Genomic DNA, 26,650 nt, shown 5'->3' on the forward strand with positions numbered 1-26,650 from the left:
AAAAAAATAGAATATAATAAATGAACATTCACTTAAGAATATTTATTAGAAGGAGTGAGTAATATGGAAAAATATAATTTAAAGAATAATGAAGCAATAGTAATACCTGTAGCAAACTTAGTTTTATTAACAGGTATGACATATACATTAAGAATAAATAGATTAACAAAAGAGGAATTAGAGATTTTATCTAATGGAGATAATAATGCTATTGCTCTACCCTTAAGGCAAAACTTTAATAGAGAGGACTTAAAGGAAGAAGACTTACATAATGTAGGCGCATTGTTTAAGATAATTGATATAGTTAATAAGGATGATGCACATCAAGCAAAAATCAAAGTTATAGATAGAGTAGAAATAAAAACATCAAGTTTTAAAGAAAATACTATAGTAGCTGAATATGAATTGGCCTCAGATATAAATGATATTGACGGAAAAAATAAAGAAGATATGCTTAAGTATATTAAGAAAACAACTGAAGAAATTGGTGAAAACTTTAAAGGGGCAGAAGCCTTCGTTAAGATTATCGAGGGCATGAGTGACTTAAATGCACTAATCGGATACTTAACTCAATACATGCAAATATCTAGTGAAGAAAAATATGACTTAATGAAGACTCAAAGTGTAAAAGAGAGAAGCTTAAAGTTTATAGATTATCTTCTAAAACAAAGAGAAAGTATTCAATTGCAATTTGAGATGGCTGAACGATTCAATAAAAAAGCAAATAAGAGTTATAGAGAAGCTGTTTTAAGGGAACAACTTAAAGCAATTCAAGAGGAACTAAGTATAGGAAAAGATGGAAGTAAGAAGAAGGATGCAGATTATAGAGAAAGAATAAAAGACGCAAAAATGCCATCAGAAGTGGAGGAAGTTGCATTAGAAGAAGTAACAAAACTAGAAAATCAAAACCCAAGTAGTTCAGAATATAATGTTATACGTAATTATTTAGAACTTTTATTAAAGCTTCCGTGGAACGTTGATGAGCAAAAAGGTATAAATGTTGTTAGAGCAAGAAAAATTCTTAATGATGAGCATTATGGATTAGAAAAAGTTAAGGAAAGAATATTGCAATATTTAGCAGTAATGAAGCTTAAGAAAAATAAGAAAGGTTCAATTTTATTATTAGTAGGGCCTCCAGGAACAGGTAAAACAAGCTTAGGTAAAAGTATCTCAGAAGCGCTTAATAGAGAATATATACGTTTAAGTTTAGGTGGAGTTAGAGATGAGGCTGAAATACGAGGTCATAGAAGGACATATGTAGGAGCAATGCCTGGAAGAATAATTCAAGGAATTAAAAATGCAGGAGTTAAAAATCCAGTAATGATACTTGATGAAATTGATAAGTTAATGACTGGTTACAACGGAGATCCTGCAAGTGCATTATTAGAAGTTCTTGATCCAGAACAAAATAGTACATTTACTGATCATTATTTAGATGTACCATATGATTTATCACAAGTATTCTTTATAGCAACAGCAAATTCTACTCAAGGAATACCTGCACCATTATTAGATAGAATGGAAGTTATCCAAATATCAAGCTATACAATAAATGAGAAGTTTCACATAGCTAAAAATCATCTAATTCCTTCAGTAATTGAGGAACATGGATTAACATCCAAGAAATTAATTATAGAAGATGATGCACTGCAAGCAATCATAAGTGATTACACTATGGAAGCAGGGGTTAGAGGACTTAAAAAGCAATTAGCAACAATAGCTAGAGTAGCTACTGAAAAAATTGTATCAAGCAAGAAAAAGGATGCATTTATAGTAAAAGAAGACCAATTAGAGGAACTACTAGGAAGAAAGGTATCAATACATGATAAAGCTCAGGATAGCAATCCAGCTGGTGTAGTAACAGGCCTTGCTTGGACACCTGTAGGGGGAGAAATTCTCTTCATAGAAGCTACAGATATGCCTGGTAATGGACAAGTTATTTTAACTGGTAAACTTGGAGATGTAATGAAGGAATCAGCTAGAATATCTTTAAGTCTATTAAAGTCAAGATTTGCAGTGAATACATTTAAAGAAAAAGATTTACACATTCATGTACCTTCAGGAGCAGTTCCAAAGGATGGTCCATCCGCAGGAATAACCCTATTTACAGCACTAGCATCTTTAGTTACAGGGGTGAGAGTAAATCCTAAACTAGCAATGACAGGTGAGATTACTTTAAGAGGTGCTGTATTACCAATAGGTGGATTAAAAGAAAAACTCATAGGGGCTCAAAGAGCTGGAATAAAAAAAGTGTTAATACCAAAAGATAATGTTGTGGACTTAAAGGATGTTCCAGAAGAAATCAAGGAAGAATTAGAGATAATAGCTGTGGAGACAATAGAGGAAGTAATAAAAGAAGCTTTAGGAATATCATTACCATCAGTACAACGAGTGTTAAACCCAGAACTATCCATTGAAGGACAGTTTAATATCTCAGAAGTATAAGTAAATTATAGATTTAAGGAGAATTAATTAAATGCTTAATTTTAACTATTCAATACCAACTAATATATTTTTTGGAAAGGAACAAGTTAGTGTTTTACCGAATGAAATAAAAAAATATGCATCTAAAGTGCTAATTGTATACGGTGGAGGAAGTATTAAGAGAAGTGGACTATATGCTAAGGTTATTGAACTTTTAAAAGGAAATAATATTGAATATTGGGAACTCTCTGGTGTAGAACCTAATCCTAGAATAACAAGTGTTCGTGAAGGTGTTAGAATATGCAAAGAGAATAATATAGAATTAGTACTTGCAGTAGGCGGAGGAAGTTCAATAGACTGTGCAAAAGTAATTGCAGCTGGTTATTACTATGAGGGAGATTCATGGGATATAGTAAAAGATCCAAGAAAAATAACAAATGTACTTCCTTTAGCCAGCATACTAACATTATCTGCTACAGGTTCTGAAATGGATGCGGGAGCTGTTATCAGCAATTTAGACACAAATGAAAAACTTGGAACAGGACATCCGTTAATGGCACCAAAATTTTCTATATTAGATCCAACCTACACATTTACAGTACCTGCTTCTCAAACTGCAGCAGGCACTGCAGATATAATGAGTCATATATTTGAAGTATACTTCAGCAGGACAAAAGAGGCATATTTACAGAATAGAATGGCAGAAGCACTGCTTAAGACTTGTATAAAATATGGACCAATTGCAATGGAAGAGCCAGAAAATTATGAAGCTAGAGCTAACTTAATGTGGACATCAAGCTTAGCGATAAATGGATTATTAAGCTATGGTAAGAGAACTGAGTGGAGTGTTCACGCTATGGAGCATGAATTGAGTGCTTTTTATGATATTACACATGGGGTTGGTCTTGCAATATTAACTCCTCATTGGATGAAATATATATTAAATGAAGATACTTTAGATAACTTTGTTCAATATGGAGTAAATGTTTGGGGAATAGATGAGAAGGAAGATAAAATTGCTATAGCAAATAAAGCAATAGAAAAAACTAGAGAATATTTCAATGGATTAGGAATTCCATCAAGATTATCTCAAGTGGGCATTAATTCTGAAAAGTTAGAAGTAATGGCAAATCAAGCTACAAGAAGAGGGGTTTTAGGAAATCTAAGACCACTTAGTTCGCAAGATGTATTAAATATATATAAATTAGCACTATAGTAAATAGAAAATGATATTTATCTCTAATGTCATCCTGTAATAATGGATAAGGCATTAGAGATATTTTATTATAGGAAAAATATTCATAAAAAAGCTTAAAGAATTAGCTTGGATATACTATAATAATTCTAAGTTATATGGATAATTAAATAAAATAATAGATAATAGTTTGATTGGAAGTGCATTATAATGAAGCAAACCAAAAGAATAATAATTTTTGCCATTGTTTTGTTTATTGGAACCATTATTCTTAATAATAAAGCAATAGTTAAGGCAAAGATGAATAATAAACTAAGTCTTACAGAAGATGAGATAAACTGGCTTGAAGAAAATAAGGACAAAACCTTTACCTTAGGAGTGGATCCCAATTTAGGCTCAGAGTATTTCAAATATAATAATGAAAAACAAGGTTATATTACTCCCCTTATGAAAAATATAAGTGAGGATCTTGGAATAAAAGTTAAGATAGAAACTGATAACTGGGGAAAAATTTTTTCAGACTTAGAAAGTAATAAAATAGATTTACTTTATGGTGCCAATGAAACTCAAGAAAGAGACAAGTTTATGGTATTCACAGATCCAATTATTAAAATTCCTTATGTAATAATTTCAAGAAAGAATAATTCAATAAAAACAATTGGAGATATAGATAAAAAAACAGTTGGATTTATGGAAAAGGACTATATAATTGATAACCTGCCTAAAGTGTATAAAAATATTTATTATAATAAAAAAACATATGTAAATCAACAACAAGAAATTAATGCGCTATTACATAATGAAGTGGATGCTGTTATTATGTCTGGAGGTTCAGTAATTTACGATTATTTATATAAATACCCTGATTTAGATTATGTATCTAAGATAAGTAATATAAACTCTGATATGACTTTTTCTGCGAAAAAAGAAAATACTACATTGATAGAAATAATAAATAAAGAAATAGAATATTTAAAAAACAATAATTTATCAGAAATTATAAATAGCGCACAGATAAAATATAACCTGAAAGTAATGAATTTGACTGCGGAAGAAGAAAAATGGCTTTTAGAAGATGGAAAAGCTAATGTAGGTGTAATAGAAGATTATCTTCCTTTCGACTATTATGATGAAGGTGAATTCAAAGGAATCGATGGAGAACTAATAAAAGAAATATCAAGAATGACTGGTATAAAATTCAGCTATACTCTTAGTGATTTTGATAGCTTGTCAGATAGTCTTAGGGCAGGGAAAATAGATGTAGTAAATATTGCGAAAACGGATGAAAGAGTGAGTTATGTATTATATCCTCAATCTTTTAGTAAAGAAAGAAACATAATAGTTGGAAGAAAAGATGAAAAAGAAGCCAGAGATATATATGGGTTAGAAGGGAAAACTGTTGCAGTTATAAATGGTTTTTGGCAGGATGAAGTTTTAGTTAAAAGTCTTTCAAATGTAAAGATAAGAAGAACTAACAATATTCAAGAATCTATGCAACTTGTTCATGAGGGAAAAGCAGATTATCTTATCGAAAATCCAACTGTTGTTAGATACTATACTGAGGAGCTTCAGTATTATGATTTAGTTCAAAGAGGAAATACTAGTAATGATTCATTTTTGTATTTAGGAGTTTCAAAAAATAAGCCTGAGTTAGCAGGGATAATAAATAAGGTATTACCTATGATAGATATGGATGAGATATATCAAAAGGGTTACGAGGAAGTACCCCATGTGAATTACGATAAAAGCAATAAAAATCTCTTTATACTGGTAATAGTTTTATTAATGATTATAATTATAATAATACTATTTATTGTTAAATTAATAGGTGCATTAATAGGTGCAAAAACGGAGAAAGAACTGTTGCAGCAGAGAGAATATTATCTTTCAATAGATCCTCTCACTGAATTTTATAATAGGAGTTACTTTAATACTAAGTTTTTAAACAATACCGATGAATCAATTTATCCTCAAGTACTAATTGTAGCAGATATAAATAATTTGAAGATTGTAAATGACACATATGGACATTACTATGGAGATACATATATAAAAATATTTTCAGATGCTTTAAGAGAAGCGTGTCCAAATGATAGTGTTATATTTAGGATTGGTGGAGATGAATTTTTTATAGTAATCAATAATTCAAATGAGGAAATTGCAGTCGAGGTAATAAATAAAATACATGAAATTTCTAAGGAAAAGAGAGTATCATTTGATGGAAAGGATATATTTGTTCCAACTGGAGCTATAGGATATTCTATTAGATATTCATCAGAAATATCATTTGAAGACTTATATAAAGCAGCAGATGAGAATATGTATATGAATAAACGAATGTTTAAAAAGAAAATTGAATAGAAATAAAAAAAGGAGTTGAGCATTGGTGTTTCTTTGAACGCTAATGCAACAACCCCTTTTTAATTTGAAATTAATCTTCATTAATGAAATAGTCTAGTAAATCTTCTATGCTAACAATACCAACTACTTTATCATTTTTAACTACAGGCATAGCAATAATATTGTTATCACGTAGGCGTTTTGCAACAACAAGTATATCTTCATCAGATCCAGCAGTTATTACTGATTTTGACATAACCCAGTCTACAGGACAACTATCATAATGACCAGGATGAATCATGAATCTATATATATCAGCTTTTACAACCATACCTACTAAGGTATTGGTTTCATCTACTACAGGCATACCGTTTAGATTAAGATTTTGTAAGGTTTCTAAGGCCTTATCTACAGTGTCATTTACATTAATGGTATGTAAATCGTGTTTAATAATTTCAGTTATTTTCATAATATCATCCCCTTTAAAATTGTTATACTAACTAAATGTAAACGATTGATAGTTATATTAGTATTTTACTATAAAAAGAAGAAGTTTAAAATATAAATTTAAACTAATCTTCTTTAAAAGACTCTATAAACTTTTTAGATAGAGCAGAAATATATTTACTTTTTGACCAAATGAGAGCAATTCTGGTTGTTAAGTTTTCATTTAATATCACTTTTGTATACAAATTTTTATTATAAGCTAGTGGGAATGCAGATTTGGGGATTATTCCTACACCTAAACCCGCATTTGCCCATAATATTGTGGTTCTGGCATCGTCATTTTTACAAAAAATATTTGGAGTAAATCCTTCTTCTACACAAGTGTCGCTAATTAGTTGTTCAAATCTTCTATATATAATTAAAGGAATACCTTTTAAATCTTTTATGGATATGGTACTTGCTTCTGATTCAAGGTATGATTTTGTCATAACAGCAATCATTGGTTCCGGATCAGTATATATGCAATTATAAGACTTAGTAGCAAAAGGTGTTCTAACTACTCCAAGTTCTATTACTCCTTTATCAAGTAAATCTAACACTTTAAATGTATTTCCTTCATGTAGTTCAAATTTTATTCCAGAATATTTATTATGAAACTCTGTTATCTTATTATTTAGCAAAATAGTACCTGAGGAAGAAACAGTACCTATTGAAATACTGCCATTCAAACCATTGCTAAAATCAGTTATTTCATTAATAGCATATTCTGAAAGATTTATAATTTGTTCAGCTCTATTTTTTAGTATTTTTCCAGCATCAGTAAGTTGAAGGCTTCTTGCACCCCTGTCAAAAAGTTTAACGTTTAATTCTTCTTCTAGAAGCTTAAGTTGGTGACTAAGAGGTGGTTGAGCCATATGAAGTCTTTTGGCTGCAGCAGTGATTTGTCCTTCCTCAGATATGGTTAAAAAATATTTTAATTGTTTTAAATCCATAGTAACCTCCAATTAACCATACTTTTTTCGTATGGCATATATATATAACCAATATTTTTAATATGGAAAATGCTATGTTATAATCATAGCTGCAAGAAGCAACAAAGGCAATATTATTTTATTGACTGTGGGGGAAAGTTAAGTATGAATGTATTAAAGGAATTCATTAGACCATATAAAAAAGAATGTATATTAGGACCAATCTTTAAGCTAATTGAAGCTATTTTAGAGTTATTACTTCCAGCAATAATGGTGCTTGTAATTGACAATGGTATAAAAAATAAGGATATAGACTACGTTATTAAGATGGGTGTATTAATGTTAGCCATGTCTATACTCGGCTTTGGAAGTTCATTAGTATGTCAGCATTATGCAGCAAGAGCGTCTCAAGGGTTTGGAACTAATCTCAGAGAGAAGTTGTTTTTACACATATTACAACTCTCTAGTGCCGAGGTAGATAAACTAGGGAAAGCATCATTAATAAATCGTATTACAAATGATATAAATCAATTACAAGTTGCAGTGGCTATGTTTATTCGATTGGTAATAAGAGCTCCTTTCATATGTATAGGTGCGATATTTATGTCCATGCTATTAGACTTTAAATTATCATTGATTTTAATTGTTTCAACTCCTATATTTGGAATAGTAATTTATTTTATTATTAATAAAACCTCGCCTTTATACACAATATATCAAAGTAAGTTGGATAAACTAGGGAGAACAATAAGTGATAACCTTACTGGTATAAGAGTGATAAGGGCCTTTGCGAAAGTTGATTTAGAAAAAGTAAAATTCAACGATGCAAATGATGAGTTAACTAATACCATAATAAAAGTGGGGAGAATATCTATATTACTAAATCCATTAACAACCCTCGGAATGAATATAGCAGTAATTATAATTCTCTGGATAGGAGGAATAAGAATCAATGCAGGAGATCTTACCCAAGGTGAGATTATTGCCTTTGTTAACTATATAATGCAGGTTCTTTTAGCATTAATTGTTGTATCAAATTTAGTAATAATTTTTACAAAGGCAAACTCGTCTGCCAAAAGAGTAATAGAAGTAATTAATATAACCCCTTCAATTACTAGTGAGAATATTGAAAAAGTAATTGAGAATTCTGAATCTCCAGTGGTAGAATTCGAGGATGTTTCATTTAGATATAGTGAAGCAGGAAATCTTGCCTTGAAGAATATTACTCTTAACATAAATCAAGGTGAGACTATAGGAATAATTGGAGGGACAGGCTCAGGAAAATCCACGTTTGTGAACTTGATTGCTAGGTTATATGATGCTAGTAGTGGTGAAATTAGAATAGATGGAAAAGATATAAAGAAATATAATCTAAAGGAATTACGAGAAAAAGTAGCATTTGTACCACAAAAATCAGTACTTTTTAGTGGAAGCATATTAAGCAATATTCAACTTGGAAATAAGAAGGCAGATATGGAAGATATTAAAAGGTCTAGTAGAGTAGCCCAAATAGAGGAGTTCATAGATAATTTACCAGAAGGATATAATAGTGAGGTTAATATGGAAGGTAGAAATTTCTCAGGAGGTCAAAAGCAACGTTTATCAATCGCTAGAGCTATGGCACGTAATTCAAAAATACTAGTATTAGACGATTCATCAAGTGCGTTGGATTTCTTGACGGATTACACATTAAGAAAAAGCATTAAAGAGGAAAAGAAGGATGTTACGTTAATTGTTATATCTCAAAGGATTTCTAGTGTAAAAAATTCTGATAGAATTATTGTGTTTGATAACGGGGAGATAGTGGGTGTTGATACTCATAAAAATTTATTAATGAATTGCAATGTTTACAAGGAAATATACTCCTCTCAGCATTTAGCTAAGGGGGAGAAAATATGAAAAAGAATACACTTTTAAGGATACTAGGGTATCTTGGAAATTATAAATTACTTTTTGTAGCATCAATTATATGTGCTATATTAAGTGTGATAATGAGCTTGATAAGTCCATATTTAATTGGAGTAGCTATAGATAATATGGTTGCACAGGGAATGGTAGATTTTGAGTATATTGCTAAAAGCTTATTTTCGCTTTTCATCATATACGCCATTAGTAATACTTTAGTGTGGCTACTTAGTTATTTAACAAATTATATATCATTTAAAGCAACAAATGATATGCGACGTGAATTATTTAATAACATGAACCAGTTCCCATTAAAGTTTTATGATACTAGTAATCATGGTGATATAATTAGTAGATTTACAAATGATATAGATGCAGTTTCAGATGGAATGGTGCAAGGAATATCAACATTATTAACTGGAATAAGTACAATAATAGGAGCAATAGGGTTTATGATATATATAAATCCAAGTATGACTTTAGTTGTATTGGTATCAGCTCCAGCTTCATTTTTTGTTGCAAGGTATGTTACAAAAAATTCTCAAAGGATGTTTAAAGAACAAGCTAAAACACTAGGAAATTTGAATGGGTATGTTGAAGAGTATATTGGAGGATTACAGGTTGTACAATTATTTAATGCAGAAGAAGAGATATTTAATAAATTCAAGAAGATAAATAATGAGTTGTATGATACAGGCGTAAAAGCCCAATTTTATGGATCACTTACTAATCCGTCTACTAGATTAATTAATAATATGACCTATTCTATAGTCGGTATTATAGGCGGGATAGCAGCAATTCTGGGAAAAATAACTGTTGGAAATATAAGTAGTTTTCTTATATATTCTAACCTATTCGCAAAGCCTTTTAATGAAATATCTGGTGTACTAACACAAATACAAGCAGCTATAGCTTCAGCTGATAGAATTTTTAATGTAATGGATATGAAGCAAGAAAAAAAAGATGGGACAATATCACATAGCAGATTAATAGAGACAAATGAAATTGGTAATTTAGTATTCAAAGATGTTAGTTTTTCATATTCTACTGATATATCATTAATTAAGAATTTTAATTTAAAGGTAAAGGCAGGAAGTAGGATTGCGATAGTGGGGAAAACTGGATCAGGAAAAACAACCTTAGTAAATTTACTAATGAGATTTTATGATATTAATTCAGGGAGTATTTATTTAGATAATGCTGATATTTCAGAAATATCTAGAGATAAATTAAGAAGATATTTTGGAATAGTACTTCAAGATTCATGGTTGTTTGAAGGAACCATATTTGATAATATCGCCTATGGAGAACCAGATGCAAGCTATGAGGAAGTAGTAAAGGTAGCCAAGGAGGTAGGAGCTCATAATTTTATTATGCAACTACCGAAAGGGTATTCCACTACAATTAGTAGTGCCGGAGAAAATTTATCTCAAGGACAAAAACAGCTAATAACTATTGCAAGAGTTATGCTTATAAATCCTCCTATGCTCATATTAGATGAAGCAACTAGTAATATAGATACTAGGACGGAAATAAGAATACAAAAAGCATTTTTAAAATTACTTAATGGAAGAACTAGCTTCATCATAGCGCACAGGTTGTCAACTATTAAAGAGGCAGATTTAATATTAGTCATGGATAATGGGAATGTTGTGGAGAGTGGTAATCACGATCAATTAATAAAGATGAAAAGTTACTATTACAAGTTGTATAATAGCCAATTTGAAGATATATAAAAAAAGGGAGCATTAATTCCAATGCTCCCTTTCTATGTATGTGTTATTTTTTTCTCTTTTTGGCAAATACATAAACAATAAATACTAGTACAGCAGCTATAACTATATAGTCAGCGATATGAAGCCAAGAACGAATTACTTCCCAATTTTCCCCCATAATATAGCCTGCATAACCAAGTATTATGCTCCAAATTAATGAGCCTAAGAATGTATATATAACAAATTTATTGAAATTCATTTTGCTAATTCCGGCAGGAAGTGAGATAAATGTTCTAATAATAGGTAGTAATCTAGAGAAAAAGGCAATTTTCTCACCATACTTATTAAAATAATTGTCACTCATTTCTAGATGTGATTTTGATAATCTCAATTTAGTTGCATATTTTTCAACTAAAGGTCTACCACCTTTGGCACCAAGGTAATATGCAAAAATAGAACCAGCAGTTCCGCCTAATGTTCCAATGATAATAACAAGCGGAAGACTAAGACGTGTGCCTTCATATGCTGAAGAAGCTAAATACCCACCAAAAGGAAGAATTGCTTCACTTGGAATAGGAATACACGCACTTTCTAGTCCCATTAATAAAAAAACACCAAAGTATCCTAATTTGCCTAAGACAAAGATAGCCCAATTAACAATAAATTCAATCATTTAAAATCTCCTTAATTAAAAGTTAATATATTATGTAGACATAATTATAACATATGAATGTTTAATAAACAAAAAATATGTGAATAAAATGGCTTACTTATAAGGGATTGTTTAAAATACTCAATGCTAAATTTGCATAAAAAACCTCTTAAACAATTCATAAATTTATGAAATTATTTTTTTAAATGATTTATTTAGATAAAATTGAAAAATTTTGTCTTACATATAAACTAATGTAAGGAATTATCCGAAATATTGTATATCCAGAATATATTTATTAAGTGTGTAATTAAATGTTAAAATAAAGTTATATTATCAAAAGTGGAGGTACATTATATGGAGGCTGCAAAAAAATCATTTTTAGTTGAAGATTTAAAACCAGGCATGATTGCCGCGAAGGAAATAAGAGCTGAGGGCAAGGTGCTTATTGCAAAAGGATTCCCAATTACCGAGGCAGTATTACATAGGTTAAAAGAAAAATATATTTTAACAAAAATTGAAGTCTATTCTGAAGATGATGCAGTTTTAATGAATACCACTCTTGAAAAACAGAAAACAGTAAAACAGATAGATGAAGAATTTAATAGATTTTCAGAGAATATAAAATACATTTTTAATAATGTATTTAATGTTAAAATATCAGGGATAGATGAAGTAAGAAAGTTTGCTAAAGAGATTCAGGATGAGCTTGACTCAACTAGCGCAATTATTAAAAACATTGTACTCTATGGTAGTGGAGATGATGCTATATATAGACATTGTGTTAATGTAGCAGCATTAAGTTGTATCCTAGGAAATTGGTTAGAGCTTAGCGATAAGGATAACAACTTACTTACATATTCAGCCATACTGCATGACTTTGGGAAAACAAAATTAAAAGAAGATGTTTTATATAAGGTAGATCCATTAACAACTAAAGAATTTAGTGAAATTAAGAATCATACTGTACTAGCATACAATTCTATAAGAAGTGTGCCATACTTAGATAGTTCAGTTAGTCTGGGTGTATTAATGCATCATGAAAGAATGGATGGTTCAGGTTATCCATTTGGGATAAGAGATGAGCAGATACATGATTTCGCAAAAATAATAGCAATTGCAGATGTATTTGATGCAATTAATTCAGACAGAGTTCATAAAAAGAAGAGAAGACCTTTTGAAGCCTTAGAGATAATAAAAGAAGAAAGTAAAGGGAAATTACATTATGAATTCTGTAATGTGTTTCTAAGTAATATAGTAAATTATTATACAGGCGAAAAGGTACTTTTGAGTAATGGAGAAGAATGTAAAATAATTCAGATTGATATAAATGATATAGCAAGACCATTATTATTTAGCAAAGATGGTTTCTTAGACTTAAAGAAAGAAAAAGATATATACATAGAGAAATTGCTTGTTTAATATAAAAATAAATTTGATGACTAAAAGGGTATTATTAAGTAAACTAATAATATCCTTTTGCTTTAGCGTGGATATTAGTTTTAACCAATTAAGGATATAATTAAGGAAGATATTTATTGGATGGTGGAATTTATATGATGAAAAGTTTAAAAGATGGAGATTTCATTGGAATAGTAGCATGCTCTAATAAATTACAATTGAGGAATAGAGAAAAAATTCATGAACTAGAGGAGTTTATTAATTGTTTAGGTTTAAAGATTAAGTATGGCAACAACATATATGAAGAAGAGTGTTGTTATGAAGAACCAAGAGAGAAAGCACAAGGGCTTATGAATCTATTTATAGATAAAAGAGTTAAAGTAATATTTGATATTTCTGGTGGAGATTTAGCTAATGGAGTATTAGATTTTTTAGATTTTAATTTGATAAAAGATAATCCCAAAATATTCTGTGGATATAGTGATTTAACAGTTATTATAAATCCACTAAACACTAAGGCAAAGATTGAAACCTATTATTATCAAATTAGAAACTTAGTAGGAGAATATAAAGAACAACAGCAGACAGAATTTATGAGAACATTTTTCCAAGGATATGATGATTTAATAAATTTTAAATACAACTGGATTCAAGGGGATAAAATTCAAGGTGAAGTAATTGGAGGAAATTTAAGGTGCTTTTTAAAGCTATCAGGAACAAAATATATGCCGAGTTTTGATAATAAAGTTCTTTTTTTAGAAAGTTTAGGTGGAGATGATAAGAAGATAACTACATATTTAACTCAATACAAGCAAATAGGAGCTTTTGAAAAGATAAGTGGTATTATTTTAGGCTCTTTTTCGGAATTGGAGGATAAAAATTATTATCCAAAGGTTGAAGAAATACTTTTAAATATTATAGAAGATAAAAAGATCCCTATTATTAAGACAGCTTATTTAGGGCATAGACAAAATAGTAAGGCTATTTCAATAGGTAAGAGTATTAATTTATTTAAGGAGACATTTTATGAAAAATAAATTTAACTTAGAGAAATTTATAAAAAAGTATCCTTATGCAAAGGATGAAATTGAGAATAATTATGTTGATTTAGTAGAATTAAATAATATATATGATGATTACATGAATTTTAAAGATAACTATGAATCTCAAGCAGATTTTATATCAAATATATTAAGAACTCATAATCAAATTCACTCAGTTAAATCAAGAGTTAAGGAACCTGAAAGATTGATAGAAAAAATCATTAGAAAGACCTCAGATAGGAAGGAAAAGTATGGGGAAGGTTTTAAGTTTACAACAGAAAATTATAAAAATGAAATAAATGATTTAATTGGCATAAGAGCAATACATATATTTAAACAGGATTGGGAAAGTATACATGAATTTATACAAGCTACATGGAAGGTAATAGAAATTACTGCAAATGTAAGAGCAGGAGATGACACTAAGAGATTTGAAGAATTAGGAATTGAAATTAAGTCTAGACAATCTGGATATAGATCAGTCCATTATCTCATAGAATTTTACCCTACTAATCAAAAGGTCATAGCAGAAATTCAAGTTAGAACTATATTTGAAGAAGGGTATGGGGAGATAGATCATCAACTTAGGTATTCTCATAAAGAAATACCAAGTATACTAGAATCAAATTTGTTATTATTCAATAGAATTGCTGGAAGTGCTGATGAAATGGCATCATTAATCAATTTATTAAGCAAAGACTTGGGTAAAATAGAGCAAAAGTATGCCCAAGCAATAACTGAAAAAGATGAAGAAATAAAGAGGTTAAAGGAGAAGAAATGAGAGTAGATTTAGAAGAAATTATATATGCAATGGATTTTATGGATGAGGGAGCAGGTGCATACTATCATAAGAAAAGTGAAATAGTTTTATCCATATCACAAAGAGAATATTTAGCAGCTAAAACTGGAGTGGAGATAGATAATTATCCTGAGTGGCAGCAAGAAGCAGTAAAATGGGCCTATGATATAGTTGAAAATAAAGAAAGTTATATAAAATTACCTGATAAATTAGAGTTTGATGATAATACAATATTAAAATTATTCATAAAAGAAATTGATGAAAGTGTAAGGGGGAAAATTGAGGCTGACCTGTCTAGAGGGAAAGATATTAGATACATAAGAGAAAATTATAGTGAAATTTTTGATGGCGAAGCATGGTATGAATATAAGGATAACTTTTTCATAAGTTTAGCAAAAGACTGGTGTAAGGCTAATAATATTATATTTAATTAAATTAAGAAAAAACTAAAATATACGATAAAGTTGTTATATAATAAAAGTTTTTAATTCGAAAATAAAAGAGAAGGTTTATATCAAAACTTTATTCCAGAAAGTAGGTATATTTGATGTTATATTCAGTGCAATTCATTAGAGCTGTAATTGAAAATATGATAAATGCTTTTTCGTATAATAAAATAATAACAGATGAACTAGGTAATGCTATAGATTATGAAATTGTTGAAGTTAATAAGGCATTTGAAAGTGCTGCAAAAATGAGACGTGAAGAGATAATAGGAAAGCGTATAAAAGAAGAAACGAAAAATAGAGGCAAGGAAAAGGCTCATTGGCTTGAATTTTATAATGATGTTTCTATTTGCGGGAAATGTAATATTATAGAACGATATAGTGAAGTTACTAATAGGTGGTACCTAATAAATACATACTCAATAGAGAATGGATATTTTGTTTTAATATTTATAGATGTAACGGCAATAAAGGAAAGACAATTAGAATTAGAAAAAAAGAATTCAATATTAAATAAGCAAGTTGAAGAACTTGAACTTAAAATTTCTATGGCTTTAGAAAAAGAAAAAAGACAAAAAAGAGCACAAGAAATAGGAAATCTAGGTAGCTGGGAACTGGATTTGATAACAGAAAATCTGAATGCATCGGAAGAAGCTTTTAAATTATATGGGTTAAAAGAAAACCGGGACATATTAAAATTTGAAGATTTAAATTTCTATGTTCATAAGGATGATAAAGAGAGAAAAATTAAAGCTTTTGAAGATTTGATTTGTGGAAAAGGAAAGTATGATATTGAATATAGAATAATAAGGGAAGATACTAATGAACTTAGATATATTCATTCAATTGCAGATGTTGAAAAAGACATTAATGGAAATTCAATACGAGTTATTGGTGTAATTAATGATATTACTGATAAGGTAAATTATGAGATTGGATTAAGCAATAAAAATCAAGAATTAGAAGCGCTTTACGAACAAATTGCAGCATCAGAAGAAGAATTAACTAGACAATTACAAGAAATTCAGGATAGTAATAAACTGTTAGAATTAAGTGAAGAAAGATATAAAACTTTAGTTAATTCATCTCAAGACATGATATATAGTTGTGATATAAATGGGGTCTTTACCACTGTAAATAAGAAGTTTTGTGAGATAATAAAACGTGATTCAAAAGATATTATTGGAAAAACTATGGCTGAAATAGTAAATAAACAAGAGAACTCAAAGAAATGGGACATAGTTATTCAAAAAGTAATAAGTTCGAAGGAAACAATAATCACAGAAAATAAATTTATAGCTCAAAATGGTAGAACACGGTACTTTAATGTTACTTTATGCCCAATATTTGATGGTAAAGGAAATGTTATAGGAGTTACGGGAACAAATCATGATATAACTACGCTAAAAGAACATGAGTTAACAATTTCTTATATGGCATATCACGACAATTTAACCAATTTACCTAATAGAAATCTTTTCTTAGACAAATTAAAAGAGGCAATTTCAGATTCAAATGTAAATAACACTAAAGTTGCAGTATTATTCTTAGATGTTGATAATTTTAAAAAAGTTAATGATGCTTTAGGTCATTCAGTTGGCGATGAATTACTATTACTTACAACTCAAAGATTAAATGAATGTGTAAATGAGAAGAATTTAATTGCTAGACTTGGTGGAGATGAATTTTCAATTCTTTTTGAAAATATTAATAAGGTTACTGATATTATTGAAATAGTGGAAAATATTAACAACTTATTTGTTGATGATTTTAATATTAATGAGAATTTCATTAACTTAAGTGCAAGCATCGGAATCTCAGTTTATCCAGATGATGGACAAACCGCTGAAGACTTAATGAAAAATTCTGAAACTGCTATGTATAGAGCTAAGGAATTAGGCAAGAATACCTATCAGATTTTCAATGTAAATATGAAAGAGGAATTAATTAAGAAAATAAGTATTGAAGGTATGATAAGAAATGGATTAAAGAAGAAAGAATTTCTTTTATACTATCAACCGCAATATCAAGCAAAAACAAGAAAATTAAGAGGATTTGAAGCATTAATAAGGTGGGACAATCCCGCGGTTGGGTTTTTAAGTCCATTAGAATTTATACCAATTGCTGAGGAAACTGGATTAATTGTTCAACTAGGTGAATGGGTACTGAATACTGCAGCTGAAATGTATAAAAAGATAAAAGACATGTATGGAATTGAAGTAATAATGAGTGTAAATATCTCTCCTATTCAGCTAAGACAGAAGAATTTTGTTAATTTAGTTTTAGGTGTAATTGATAGACTTAAAATAAAACCAGAAAATATAGAACTAGAAATTACAGAAAGCGTATTTATTGATAACTTTGACAATAGTATTGAAACATTAAAGAGACTACGGAATTATGGAATAAGAATAGCACTTGATGATTTTGGAACAGGGTATTCTTCACTAAGCTACTTGAAAAAGTTACCTATTAGTATTTTAAAAATAGATAAATCTTTTGTAAATGAGATTGATGAAAACAATAAAGAAGTAATACTTACTGATTCAATAATTTCTCTAGTTCACAAGCTTAATATAGAAACAATTGCAGAGGGTGTAGAAGATGAATATCAGCTTAAATACTTAGAAAAGGCAGAATGTGATAATTTTCAAGGATACTATTTAGGAAAGCCTATGCCTGAGGAAATGATAGAAAAAGTGATAAAATTTAAAGAAATTAATAAAAAATAGATAATATATGCTATAATTAGATTTATTGAATTATACTATAGATTTAGAAAAAGAAAAGCTTAAGTTTAAGTTTTCTTAATTGGGGTACTTAGGAGGTAAGAGAAGTGAAAGTTATCAAGAATTTGTCAATTAGATTAAAACTAATAATTACATTTGTTGTTATAGTTTTAATGATGTTAGCAGTAGGGATTATAGGTAATTATGGGGTTAGTACTATATCTAGCAATGCAGATAATATGTACAATGTGAATTTAAGAAGTGTAGATACTATTCATTCAATTAAAGAAGATGTAACAGATATTAATGTTTATCTTCAAAATATAATTGTTTATAAGGATGCAGCACAAACTGAAGATGCAACAAAAGCGATTGGTGACTTAGATAAAAATCTTAGAAAATCTATGGATCTTTACGGTAAAGAATTGTTAAAAAATGAAGATAAAGAGGTTTGGAAATCAATAAATCAAGATTACTTAAAATATGCCAATGCTAGGGAGCAAGTATTGAATTTAACAAAAGAAGGAGATTATGATACAGCGACTAGTAGATTAGAAGATGTAAGTGATATAAGGAAGCAGCTTTCAGATAATTTAGAAAAGATAATTACTAAAAATCAAAATGATGCAAAAGTACAAGCATCCTCAAATGCTTCAACTAAAAGTGGAGTAATAATAAAAATGTACCTTATAATAGGGGCTGGCTTTATAATATCTCTAGCACTTGCAACAATATTATCAATTTACATAATAAAGGTAATAAGACAAGGTTTGAATTTTGCTAAAGCTCTATCAGAAGGAGATTTAACATATTCATTAGAAATAGATTCGAAAGATGAATTTGGTAAATTAATTGGAGCTTTAAATGAAGCAAGGGAAAGAATTAAGTTTATAATAAAGAAGATATCAGAACAAACACAAGAAGTTTCGGCATCAAGTGAAGAATTATCAGCAACCCTTGAAGAGATGTCAAGTACATTTGTAAATATCGAAGAAAATACAAGTAACATAGTTCAAAACATTCAAGATATAAATGCAGTAACAGAAGAATTATCAGCAACAGTGGAAGAAGTAAATATAGGGATAACACAATTATCGAATAATTCAACAGATGCAAGTGAACAATCAGTAGAAATAAAAGATAGATCTGAAAACATTAAAGAAAGAGGAGTAACTTCTGTTAAAGTTGCAGATAATCTATATGAGGAAAAAGAAAAAAATATCATTAAATCTATTGAGGATGGAAAAGTTGTTAGTGAGATATCAGTAATTGCTAATTCTATAGCATCAATAGCTGAACAAACTAATCTTTTAGCTTTAAATGCGGCAATTGAGGCAGCTAGAGCAGGAGAACAAGGAAAAGGATTTGCTGTTGTTGCGGAAGAAGTTAGAAAGCTAGCAGAAGAATCAGCAGGTTATGTAGAAAATATTCAAAGAGTTATTAAGAATGTTCAAGGAGCCTTTGATAATTTATCTGCAAATTCAAGAGATGTTCTTGGATTTATAGATAATAAAGTTAAAGAAGACTATAATCTTCTTGTTGAAACAGGAGAGTTATATGGTAAAGATGCTACATATGTAAGTAATCTTTCACAAAATATTGCATCAATGTCTCAACAATTAAATGCATCAACTGATGAAATAGCAAGGGTTGTACAAAATATGGCAGAAAATATGCAAAATACAACTAATAGATCAGAAGATATTTTAACAGGTATTGATGAAACTTCAAAAGCTATAGAACAAGTTTCTATTGCAGCTCAACATCAAGCTGAAATTGCAGAAGTTCTAAGTGCATTAGTTAGTGATTTTAAAATATAAGATATTACAAAGGGCTATATCAAATTTTTGATATAGTTCTTTTTAACTAAAAAGAACAGATTAGATAACTAACACTATTATAAATAACTTATTATCTATATTTAATCTATAGACTAAATATAAACAAATCACTACCTGTAATAATGCTTCGTTCCACCATATAAGATATTTACATAACTTTAAAAAACCTTATGGCTTAGTAAAATCACTACAACACCGAATATGATGTGAGCTAGACTCTATAGAATAAGTTGGAATATCATAGTGATAGAAAGACTTCAACCACTATAACACTTTTCCTAACTCTATAAAATCCATAACTTCTTACAAATCATAATAAGAATTGTAAGGTGGCTTATCTAATCTGTTCTCTGATATTATGTTACCCAAAATAAGCTGAAGTATACTATGGAAAATATTTCAATAAAATAAATTTATAACTGTACAACAGATTAAACATAAAGCATAATTATTACAGAACATTTTTTAGGGGGACTAAAATGAAAAGATCATATGATTTTTATAAGTGGAGAATATGGATAATTCTTTCACTAACTTTTGTTATGTCATTATTTCATAGAAGTGCATTAGGAGTAGTATCAGATGATATTTCAAGGACATTAAATTTATCAGCTGTTCAGTTAGGAAACTTAGCTTCAATAACTTTTTATAGCTATGCTATTATGCAAATACCTGCAGGAATATTACTAGATGTGTACGGATATAAAAAAGTAAGTATTTTTGGGGTAGTTTTCACTGGCATAGGTTCAATTTTACTAGGATTTTCGGAAAGTATTTGGATGGCGTATGGAGGAAGGCTTTTAGTTGGAATAGGAACTTCAGTAATATTTATTTCAGTGTTAAAAGCTCAATCTATTTGGTTTAGTAAGGAACAATTTTCTAAAGCATCATCAAAACTATCTTTTATAGGAAACTTAGGAGGAGTAATAGCAACATTTCCATTAGCTGCTATGGCTATAGCGCTAGGCTGGAGGAAATCCTTTTATATAATGGGATTAGCTTGTTTTTTTATTGGATTTATGGTTTATAAATATGTATATTCATCGCCTATGGATGTTGGGTTTAGCGCTGCAGGAGATGAAACTAAAGTTCAAAAAATTAAATTAGGACTTGCATTAAAAAGAGTTGTTAGTAATAGGGCAACTTGGAGAAATTTTTTTATTTTATTTTCGTTAGTAGGCTGCACAACAGCATTAACAGGATTATGGGGAGTTTCATATTTTACATCAATTTATGGAGTAGATAAGACTACATCAGCCTTTTACATATCATTTACAATTTATGGATTGGTTGGAGGGTCAATTTTAGTGGGAAATGTAGATAGGTTTCTATCTAATCCTATTAGAACATTCCCAAGAATAAGTTTAATTGTTAACACAAGTATTTGGATATATATATTAATAATTGAAGGCGGAAAACCTCCAATAAAAGTAGTTCCATATTTGTTCTTTACAATGGGGATGTTTGCAATGGCTCATATTCTGTGCTTTACAGATATTAAGGAAAAAGTTGATAGTTTATATATAGGAATAGCTACAAGTGTTGTTAATTCTGGGGAATTTGTTGGAAGCTCAATAATAAGTATTTTAATAGGTTGCTTTTTAGACTTTAATTGGAGTGGTGAAATAAGTAATGGTGTAAAGATTTATGGGCTAGTAGAATATAAGATAGCATTTTTAATTTTTTTAGTTATTTCAATACTAGGCATAATTATGACTTTTATTAAAGATAAAGAAGTAAGTATAGAAGAGAACGAAATGAGTTGCATGAATGTTTCGTAAAGTAAAGGGGAGAAATATATGATTTTCTTTGGACATTTAGGACTAACAACTGGAGCAATGAAGATTTATGAAAAAGTGTCAAGTGAAAAATATGATATTAAAACAAAATTGGATTATAGAGTAATTTTAATTGGGTCCATATTACCAGATATTATAGATAAACCAATTGGAGCAGGTATATTTAGAGGAATATTTCATAATAGTCGAATATTTGCACATACTTTAATTTTTTCAGTTAGCTTATTACTTCTTGGAGGTTATAAGTTGTATAAAAGTAATAAAAATAAAATATTGCTGTTAGGAATAAGTAGTAGTATACATTTAATATTGGATAGCATGTGGTTATTTCCATCAATATTACTTTGGCCTTATTTGGGATTTAAGTTTCCAATAAGGGCAGAAGGAGATTGGTTAAAAAGTGATTTCATTAGATTAATAACTGATCCAAGTTACTTTATACCTGAATTGATAGGTTTTTGTATTATAGGATATTATTTTATACGTGTTATTAAGAGAAAAAAAATTAAGGAATTTATCTTAAAGGGTGAGTTATAGTGATAAGGTTCCAAGAATAAACAAGTTCTATTATAATTTACTAAGAGGCTGTAAGAATAGTAAGGTTATTCTTACAGCTTCAAGATATTTATACATTAAATTTAGTTTTAAATTCCTCTATAATTTCGATTCCAGCACTGGTTCCTAATCTTTCAGCTCCAGCTTCTATAAACTGTAATGCTGTTTCTAGATTTCGGATACCTCCAGCAGCTTTTACTTTAACATTATTCTTAACTATAGATTTCATAAGTTTTACATCTTCTAATGTAGCTCCAGATGTACCAAAGCCTGTAGAAGTCTTAATAAAGTCAGGTTTTACTTTTAGAGATATTTCACAAAGTTTTATTATTTCATCTTTTGTAAGATAACAATTTTCAAAAATAACTTTTGATATTACATTATTTTCTCTGCAAATTGAAACGATATTTTCCATTTCAGTAGTTATATAGTCATAATTTCCATTCTTAAGTTCAACAATATTTATAACATAATCTATTTCATCGGCGCCTTTTTTAATAGCATCCTTAGTTTCGAAGATTTTGCATTCAATGGTAGTTTGTCCTAGTGGAAATCCAATAGCAGCACCTACATGTACTGGTGAGTTTTCTAAGTAGCTGCAACATAACTCTGTAGCAGAAGGATTTATGGCTACCATTTTAAAGTTGTATTTATTACTGTCCTCACAAAGTTTTTTAAAATCATTATTAGTTACGTAAGGTTTTAAAAGAGTTTGGTCAATCATATTAGCTAAATCGTTTACTGATAAGTTTACATTCAATTCAAATACCTCCTATAATTGCTAAAGTTATATATATATTTTATCACATAAAATATATAATGATTTATAAAGTAGACACATAATTTTTATTAGGTAAAAAAACAGAAGCCATAATATATTTATGCTTCTGCAAATATGATGCTATTTACATCTTTCTTTTAATTTTATATAAAGCATTTCTTTCGCTAGCTTTGGGTTTGCTTTCCCTTTAGAAAGTTTCATTACTTGCCCCATCAAAAAACCAGAAGCCTGAGTTTTACCTGAAGTAAAGTCTGATATTGATTGGGGATTGGTATCTAGAACTTCAGTAATTATCTGTTCTAATTCATAAGTATTACTAATTTGAAATAAGCCTTTAGAATTAACTATTTCAGTTGCTGACATACCAGTTTTAAATATTTCATCTAATACATCTCTTCCAGTAGTAGAACTTATCTTACCATCTTCTATAAGCTTAATTAAATCATATAGAGCTTTAGGAGTAACTTTTATTGAAGTAAATAAATCTGCTTCATCATCTACTTCTTTTAATAATCTTAACATATCGCCAAGAATCCAATTAGCAGCAGTTTTTGAATTAGTGCCAAGAGCAACAGTTTCCTCATAAAAAGAAGCTAACTCTTTGTTGTCTAATATTATATCAATTTCTCTTTCTGTTAAGCCATACTCACTAATAAATCTTGTTTTCTTTTCTCTAGGCATTTCAGGTATAGAGCGTTTAATTGAATTAATTTGTTCTTGAGTAATTATTATAGGAAGTAAATCAGGCTCTGGGAAAAATCTATAATCATGAGCATCTTCCTTGCTTCTCATAGGTATAGTTTCACCTCTAGTACTATCCCACCTTCTAGTTTCTTGTTTTATCTCAAGTTGTTCACCTAAAGAGTATAATGCATTCTGACGTTTTTCTTCTTTTTCAAGAGCCTTTTGAAGTTCTTTAAAAGAGTTAATATTTTTAATTTCTACTTTTGTATTTAATGCAGTATCACCAAGTTTTCTTATGGAAATGTTAGCATCACATCTCATAGATCCTTGCTCCATTCTGCAGTCAGATATTTCTCCATATTGAAGAATACTTCTAAGTTCCTTTAAGAATATAACAGCTTCTTCAGGAGAACGAAAATCTGGCTCAGTTACTATTTCAATTAAAGGAATACCTACGCGGTTGTAATCTATTAATGAGACTCCGTCAGCTTCTAAGTGAACTAGCTTTCCAGCATCTTCTTCAATATGAATTCTATTTAATTTTATTTTTTTAGTTTTTCCATTTATGCTTATTTCTACATATCCACCGGAGCAAATAGGAATATCAAATTGTGATATTTGATAGGCTTTAGGCAAATCAGGGTAGAAGTAATTCTTTCTATCCATTTTACTTAATTTATTAATTTCACAGTTTAATGAGATTCCAGCTTTAATTGCTAATTTTATAACTTCTTCATTAAGAACAGGAAGAGTGCCCGGAATACCAAGACATATAGGGCAAGTATTATGGTTGGGTTCTGCACCAAACTCAGTAGAGCAAGAACAGAAGATTTTAGATTTGGTTTTTAATTCAGCATGTATTTCAAGGCCGATGATTGTTTCTAAACTCATAAATGATTCTTCCTTTCTTCGTAAGCTAAATTGGTGCAAGGGTAGAAATTTTTAATTCTTGCTCTAAAGCATAAGCTATCTTAAGTATTTTTTCCTCACTGTAATGAGGACCAATTATTTGCATACCAATTGGTAGTCCATCATTACTTATTCCAGAAGGGATTGAAATTGCAGGTAAACCAGCAATATTAATGTTAACATTATATATATCACTTAAATACATTGATAATGGGTCTTGAATCTTATCACCGAGCTTAAATGCCAAAGTTGGAGATACAGGACTTAGAATAACATCATAGTTCTCAAAAACTTTCTTAAACTCTTCTTCAATTTTCATTTTAAGTTGTTGAGCTCTTTTGTAATAAGTTTCATAATAACCAGAAGAAAGTGCATATGTTCCAAGCATTATTCTTCTTTTTACTTCTGGACCAAAAGCCTCAGTTCTACTTCTCTCAATTAAATCGTGAGTGTTAGTAAATTCTTTTGGTCTATAACCATATCTAATACCATCAAATCTAGCAAGGTTTGAGCTTGCTTCAGCTGAAGAAATAACATAATATGCTGATAAGCCTTCTTCAGTAATAGGTAGTGAAATTTCTTCAATTACTGCGCCTAAATTTTTTAGTTTCTCAATTGCATTAAAAATTGAATCCTTTATTTCTTTATCAAGTCCATTTCCGAAGAACTCCTTCGGAATTCCTATTTTCATTTCTTTTATACCAGATCCGATTGAAGACAAATAGTCTTTTTGTATTTTCTCCTTACAAGTAGTGGAGTCTAATGGATCATCTCCTTGAATTACTTCTAAAGTTAATGCAGCATCTTTAACTGATTTTGTTAATGGCCCTATTTGATCAAGGGAAGAGCTAAAGGCAATAAGTCCATATCTAGAAACTAATCCGTAAGTAGGTTTAAATCCAACTACACCACAAAATGAAGCAGGCTGCCTAATAGAACCACCAGTATCTGAACCAATTGAGAGAGTAGCTAAACCAGCAGCAACAGCTGCAGACGAACCACCAGAAGAACCTCCAGGGACTCTCAAAAGATTCCAAGGATTTTTAGTTACTGCAAAAGCAGAATTTTCAGTAGAAGAACCCATAGCAAATTCATCCATATTTGTTTTGCCAATTAGTATTGCATCTTCTTCTAATAGCCTTTTGACTATGGTAGCGTCATAAGGGGGAACAAAATCTTCTAGCATTCTCGAAGCACAAGTAGTAGTTACTCCATCTGTACAGATATTATCTTTTATAGCAATAGGAACACCTACAAGTTTTCCAGTAGGGATGCCAGTTCTAATTTTTTCATCAATAGTTATTGCTTGAACAATTGCGCCCTCTTCACATAGATTTAGATATGCATGAACCTTTGGTTCCACAACTTTAATTCTTTCAAAAAGTGAAGTAATAACTTCTTCACAAGAAAAAAGTTTTTCTTTAATTCCTTTAATTATTTCAGTTGCTTCCATTGTTTCGATATTCATACTTTCAACCACCTATTCAATAATCTTAGGAACAATAATTGCAGAGTTTCTAAAAGATTTCACATTAGCAAATAGTTTTTCTTTTTCTTCAAAATAAATATCCTCATCTTTTCTAAGCACTGGTTTTAAGTTTTTAGAAAAAACATTTAATTCTATATCACATAAATCTAATTTATCAATAGTTTCAAAATGAGTTAATATACTTTCAAGCTCTTTGGCCATTTTTATTTCCTCTTCCTCGGAAAATTTAAGCTTAGCTAATCTTGAAATATAATTGACTGTCTGTGCAGTAATTTTCATTATTAAATCCTCCTATTTAAGTCTGTAGGACAGGGTTTTAAGTTCAACTAATGACTTATTAATTCTTAATATTGTTGATATTAATATATTAGCACATTATTGGAAAATCAATACTAATTAAAAAAGTTTTAGCAAAGTCATTATTAAACTTTACATCGGATTGAAATAAGTTTAAAATTAAGATATTAAAATACTAATTTGCTTAGGATAATGGCGTCCAATTTTTTTTTGGACGCCATTTTTTTA

Annotated in this window: 20 protein-coding genes; 13 read left to right on the forward strand and 7 right to left on the reverse strand. The window is 29.5% G+C overall.

Features of this window, described 5'->3' with window-relative positions; all coding sequences use genetic code 11:
* Nucleotides 1-63 precede the first annotated feature (63 nt).
* From lon to JK634_RS02835, 3 genes are all read left to right on the forward strand, one after another.
* Nucleotides 64-2,445 carry an endopeptidase La gene (gene lon / locus JK634_RS02825; protein ID WP_202766107.1) on the forward strand — a complete coding sequence of 794 codons (2,382 nt, stop codon included), beginning with the start codon at nucleotides 64-66 and terminating at the stop codon, nucleotides 2,443-2,445.
* Between the two features lie 31 nt (nucleotides 2,446-2,476).
* Nucleotides 2,477-3,640, forward strand: coding sequence for an iron-containing alcohol dehydrogenase (locus JK634_RS02830; RefSeq protein WP_202766108.1), 1,164 nt, complete (start codon nucleotides 2,477-2,479; stop codon nucleotides 3,638-3,640).
* 189 nt (nucleotides 3,641-3,829) lie between these two features.
* Complete coding sequence (locus JK634_RS02835; RefSeq protein WP_202766109.1) at nucleotides 3,830-5,980, forward strand: transporter substrate-binding domain-containing diguanylate cyclase; 2,151 nt, start codon at nucleotides 3,830-3,832, stop codon at nucleotides 5,978-5,980.
* Nucleotides 5,981-6,050: 70 nt separating this feature from the next.
* On the opposite strand, the gene JK634_RS02840 is transcribed toward JK634_RS02835, so the two are convergent.
* Both JK634_RS02840 and JK634_RS02845 read right to left on the reverse strand, forming a co-directional pair.
* Nucleotides 6,051-6,428 (reverse strand): CBS domain-containing protein, encoded by a 378-nt coding sequence (locus JK634_RS02840; RefSeq protein ID WP_202766110.1) that lies wholly within the window; start codon nucleotides 6,426-6,428, stop codon nucleotides 6,051-6,053.
* A 103-nt stretch (nucleotides 6,429-6,531) separates the two neighbouring features.
* Nucleotides 6,532-7,398 (reverse strand): LysR family transcriptional regulator, encoded by an 867-nt coding sequence (locus JK634_RS02845; protein WP_202766111.1) that lies wholly within the window; start codon nucleotides 7,396-7,398, stop codon nucleotides 6,532-6,534.
* A gap of 144 nt (nucleotides 7,399-7,542) precedes the next feature.
* On the opposite strand from JK634_RS02845, the gene JK634_RS02850 reads away from it, so the two are divergent.
* On the forward strand, nucleotides 7,543-9,276 hold the full coding sequence (locus tag JK634_RS02850) for an ABC transporter ATP-binding protein (RefSeq protein WP_202766112.1): 1,734 nt from the start codon (nucleotides 7,543-7,545) through the stop codon (nucleotides 9,274-9,276).
* Nucleotides 9,273-11,018, forward strand: coding sequence for an ABC transporter ATP-binding protein (locus tag JK634_RS02855; protein ID WP_202766113.1), 1,746 nt, complete (start codon nucleotides 9,273-9,275; stop codon nucleotides 11,016-11,018). The genes JK634_RS02850 and JK634_RS02855 overlap by 4 nt, the downstream gene beginning before the upstream one ends.
* Before the next feature lie 43 nt (nucleotides 11,019-11,061).
* Here JK634_RS02855 and JK634_RS02860 read toward each other — a convergent pair whose 3' ends face one another.
* On the reverse strand, nucleotides 11,062-11,670 hold the full coding sequence (locus JK634_RS02860; RefSeq protein ID WP_202766114.1) for a DedA family protein: 609 nt from the start codon (nucleotides 11,668-11,670) through the stop codon (nucleotides 11,062-11,064).
* Nucleotides 11,671-12,006: 336 nt separating this feature from the next.
* Here JK634_RS02860 and JK634_RS02865 point away from each other — a divergent pair, with 336 nt between their 5' ends.
* From JK634_RS02865 to JK634_RS02900, 8 genes are all read left to right on the forward strand, one after another.
* A complete protein-coding gene (locus tag JK634_RS02865; RefSeq protein ID WP_202766115.1) occupies nucleotides 12,007-13,071 on the forward strand; it encodes an HD-GYP domain-containing protein in 1,065 nt (354 codons plus the stop codon).
* A 137-nt stretch (nucleotides 13,072-13,208) separates the two neighbouring features.
* Nucleotides 13,209-14,087 carry a S66 family peptidase gene (locus JK634_RS02870; protein ID WP_202766151.1) on the forward strand — a complete coding sequence of 293 codons (879 nt, stop codon included), beginning with the start codon at nucleotides 13,209-13,211 and terminating at the stop codon, nucleotides 14,085-14,087.
* Nucleotides 14,077-14,874 carry a RelA/SpoT domain-containing protein gene (locus JK634_RS02875; RefSeq protein ID WP_202766116.1) on the forward strand — a complete coding sequence of 266 codons (798 nt, stop codon included), beginning with the start codon at nucleotides 14,077-14,079 and terminating at the stop codon, nucleotides 14,872-14,874. Before JK634_RS02870 ends, JK634_RS02875 begins: the two co-directional genes overlap by 11 nt.
* Nucleotides 14,871-15,326: a hypothetical protein gene (locus JK634_RS02880; protein WP_202766117.1), complete on the forward strand. Its 456-nt coding sequence runs from the start codon at nucleotides 14,871-14,873 to the stop codon at nucleotides 15,324-15,326. Before JK634_RS02875 ends, JK634_RS02880 begins: the two co-directional genes overlap by 4 nt.
* 113 nt (nucleotides 15,327-15,439) lie before the next feature.
* Complete coding sequence (locus tag JK634_RS02885; protein ID WP_202766118.1) at nucleotides 15,440-18,070, forward strand: EAL domain-containing protein; 2,631 nt, start codon at nucleotides 15,440-15,442, stop codon at nucleotides 18,068-18,070.
* Between the two features lie 104 nt (nucleotides 18,071-18,174).
* The gene (locus JK634_RS02890) at nucleotides 18,175-19,887 is read left to right on the forward strand and encodes an MCP four helix bundle domain-containing protein (protein ID WP_202766119.1); all 1,713 of its coding nucleotides are present in this window, start codon (nucleotides 18,175-18,177) and stop codon (nucleotides 19,885-19,887) included.
* A gap of 500 nt (nucleotides 19,888-20,387) precedes the next feature.
* Entirely contained in the window at nucleotides 20,388-21,689 is a 1,302-nt protein-coding gene (locus JK634_RS02895; protein WP_202766120.1) for an MFS transporter, read from the forward strand.
* Between the two features lie 18 nt (nucleotides 21,690-21,707).
* Nucleotides 21,708-22,244: a metal-dependent hydrolase gene (locus JK634_RS02900; protein WP_202766121.1), complete on the forward strand. Its 537-nt coding sequence runs from the start codon at nucleotides 21,708-21,710 to the stop codon at nucleotides 22,242-22,244.
* A gap of 88 nt (nucleotides 22,245-22,332) precedes the next feature.
* Here JK634_RS02900 and deoC read toward each other — a convergent pair whose 3' ends face one another.
* The 4 genes from deoC to gatC all read right to left on the reverse strand — a co-directional run bounded on the left by deoC (nucleotide 22,333) and on the right by gatC (nucleotide 26,404).
* Nucleotides 22,333-22,986, reverse strand: coding sequence for a deoxyribose-phosphate aldolase (gene deoC / locus JK634_RS02905; RefSeq protein ID WP_243425550.1), 654 nt, complete (start codon nucleotides 22,984-22,986; stop codon nucleotides 22,333-22,335).
* Nucleotides 22,987-23,163: 177 nt separating this feature from the next.
* Nucleotides 23,164-24,618: an Asp-tRNA(Asn)/Glu-tRNA(Gln) amidotransferase subunit GatB gene (gatB, locus tag JK634_RS02910; RefSeq protein ID WP_202766123.1), complete on the reverse strand. Its 1,455-nt coding sequence runs from the start codon at nucleotides 24,616-24,618 to the stop codon at nucleotides 23,164-23,166.
* 25 nt (nucleotides 24,619-24,643) lie between these two features.
* Complete coding sequence (gatA, locus tag JK634_RS02915; RefSeq protein ID WP_202766124.1) at nucleotides 24,644-26,104, reverse strand: Asp-tRNA(Asn)/Glu-tRNA(Gln) amidotransferase subunit GatA; 1,461 nt, start codon at nucleotides 26,102-26,104, stop codon at nucleotides 24,644-24,646.
* A 12-nt stretch (nucleotides 26,105-26,116) separates the two neighbouring features.
* Entirely contained in the window at nucleotides 26,117-26,404 is a 288-nt protein-coding gene (gatC, locus tag JK634_RS02920; protein ID WP_202766125.1) for an Asp-tRNA(Asn)/Glu-tRNA(Gln) amidotransferase subunit GatC, read from the reverse strand.
* Between the last annotated feature and the right edge of the window lie 246 nt (nucleotides 26,405-26,650).

This window comes from Clostridium paridis (assembly GCF_016765615.1).
GTDB classification, from domain to species: domain Bacteria; phylum Bacillota; class Clostridia; order Clostridiales; family Clostridiaceae; genus Clostridium_T; species Clostridium_T paridis.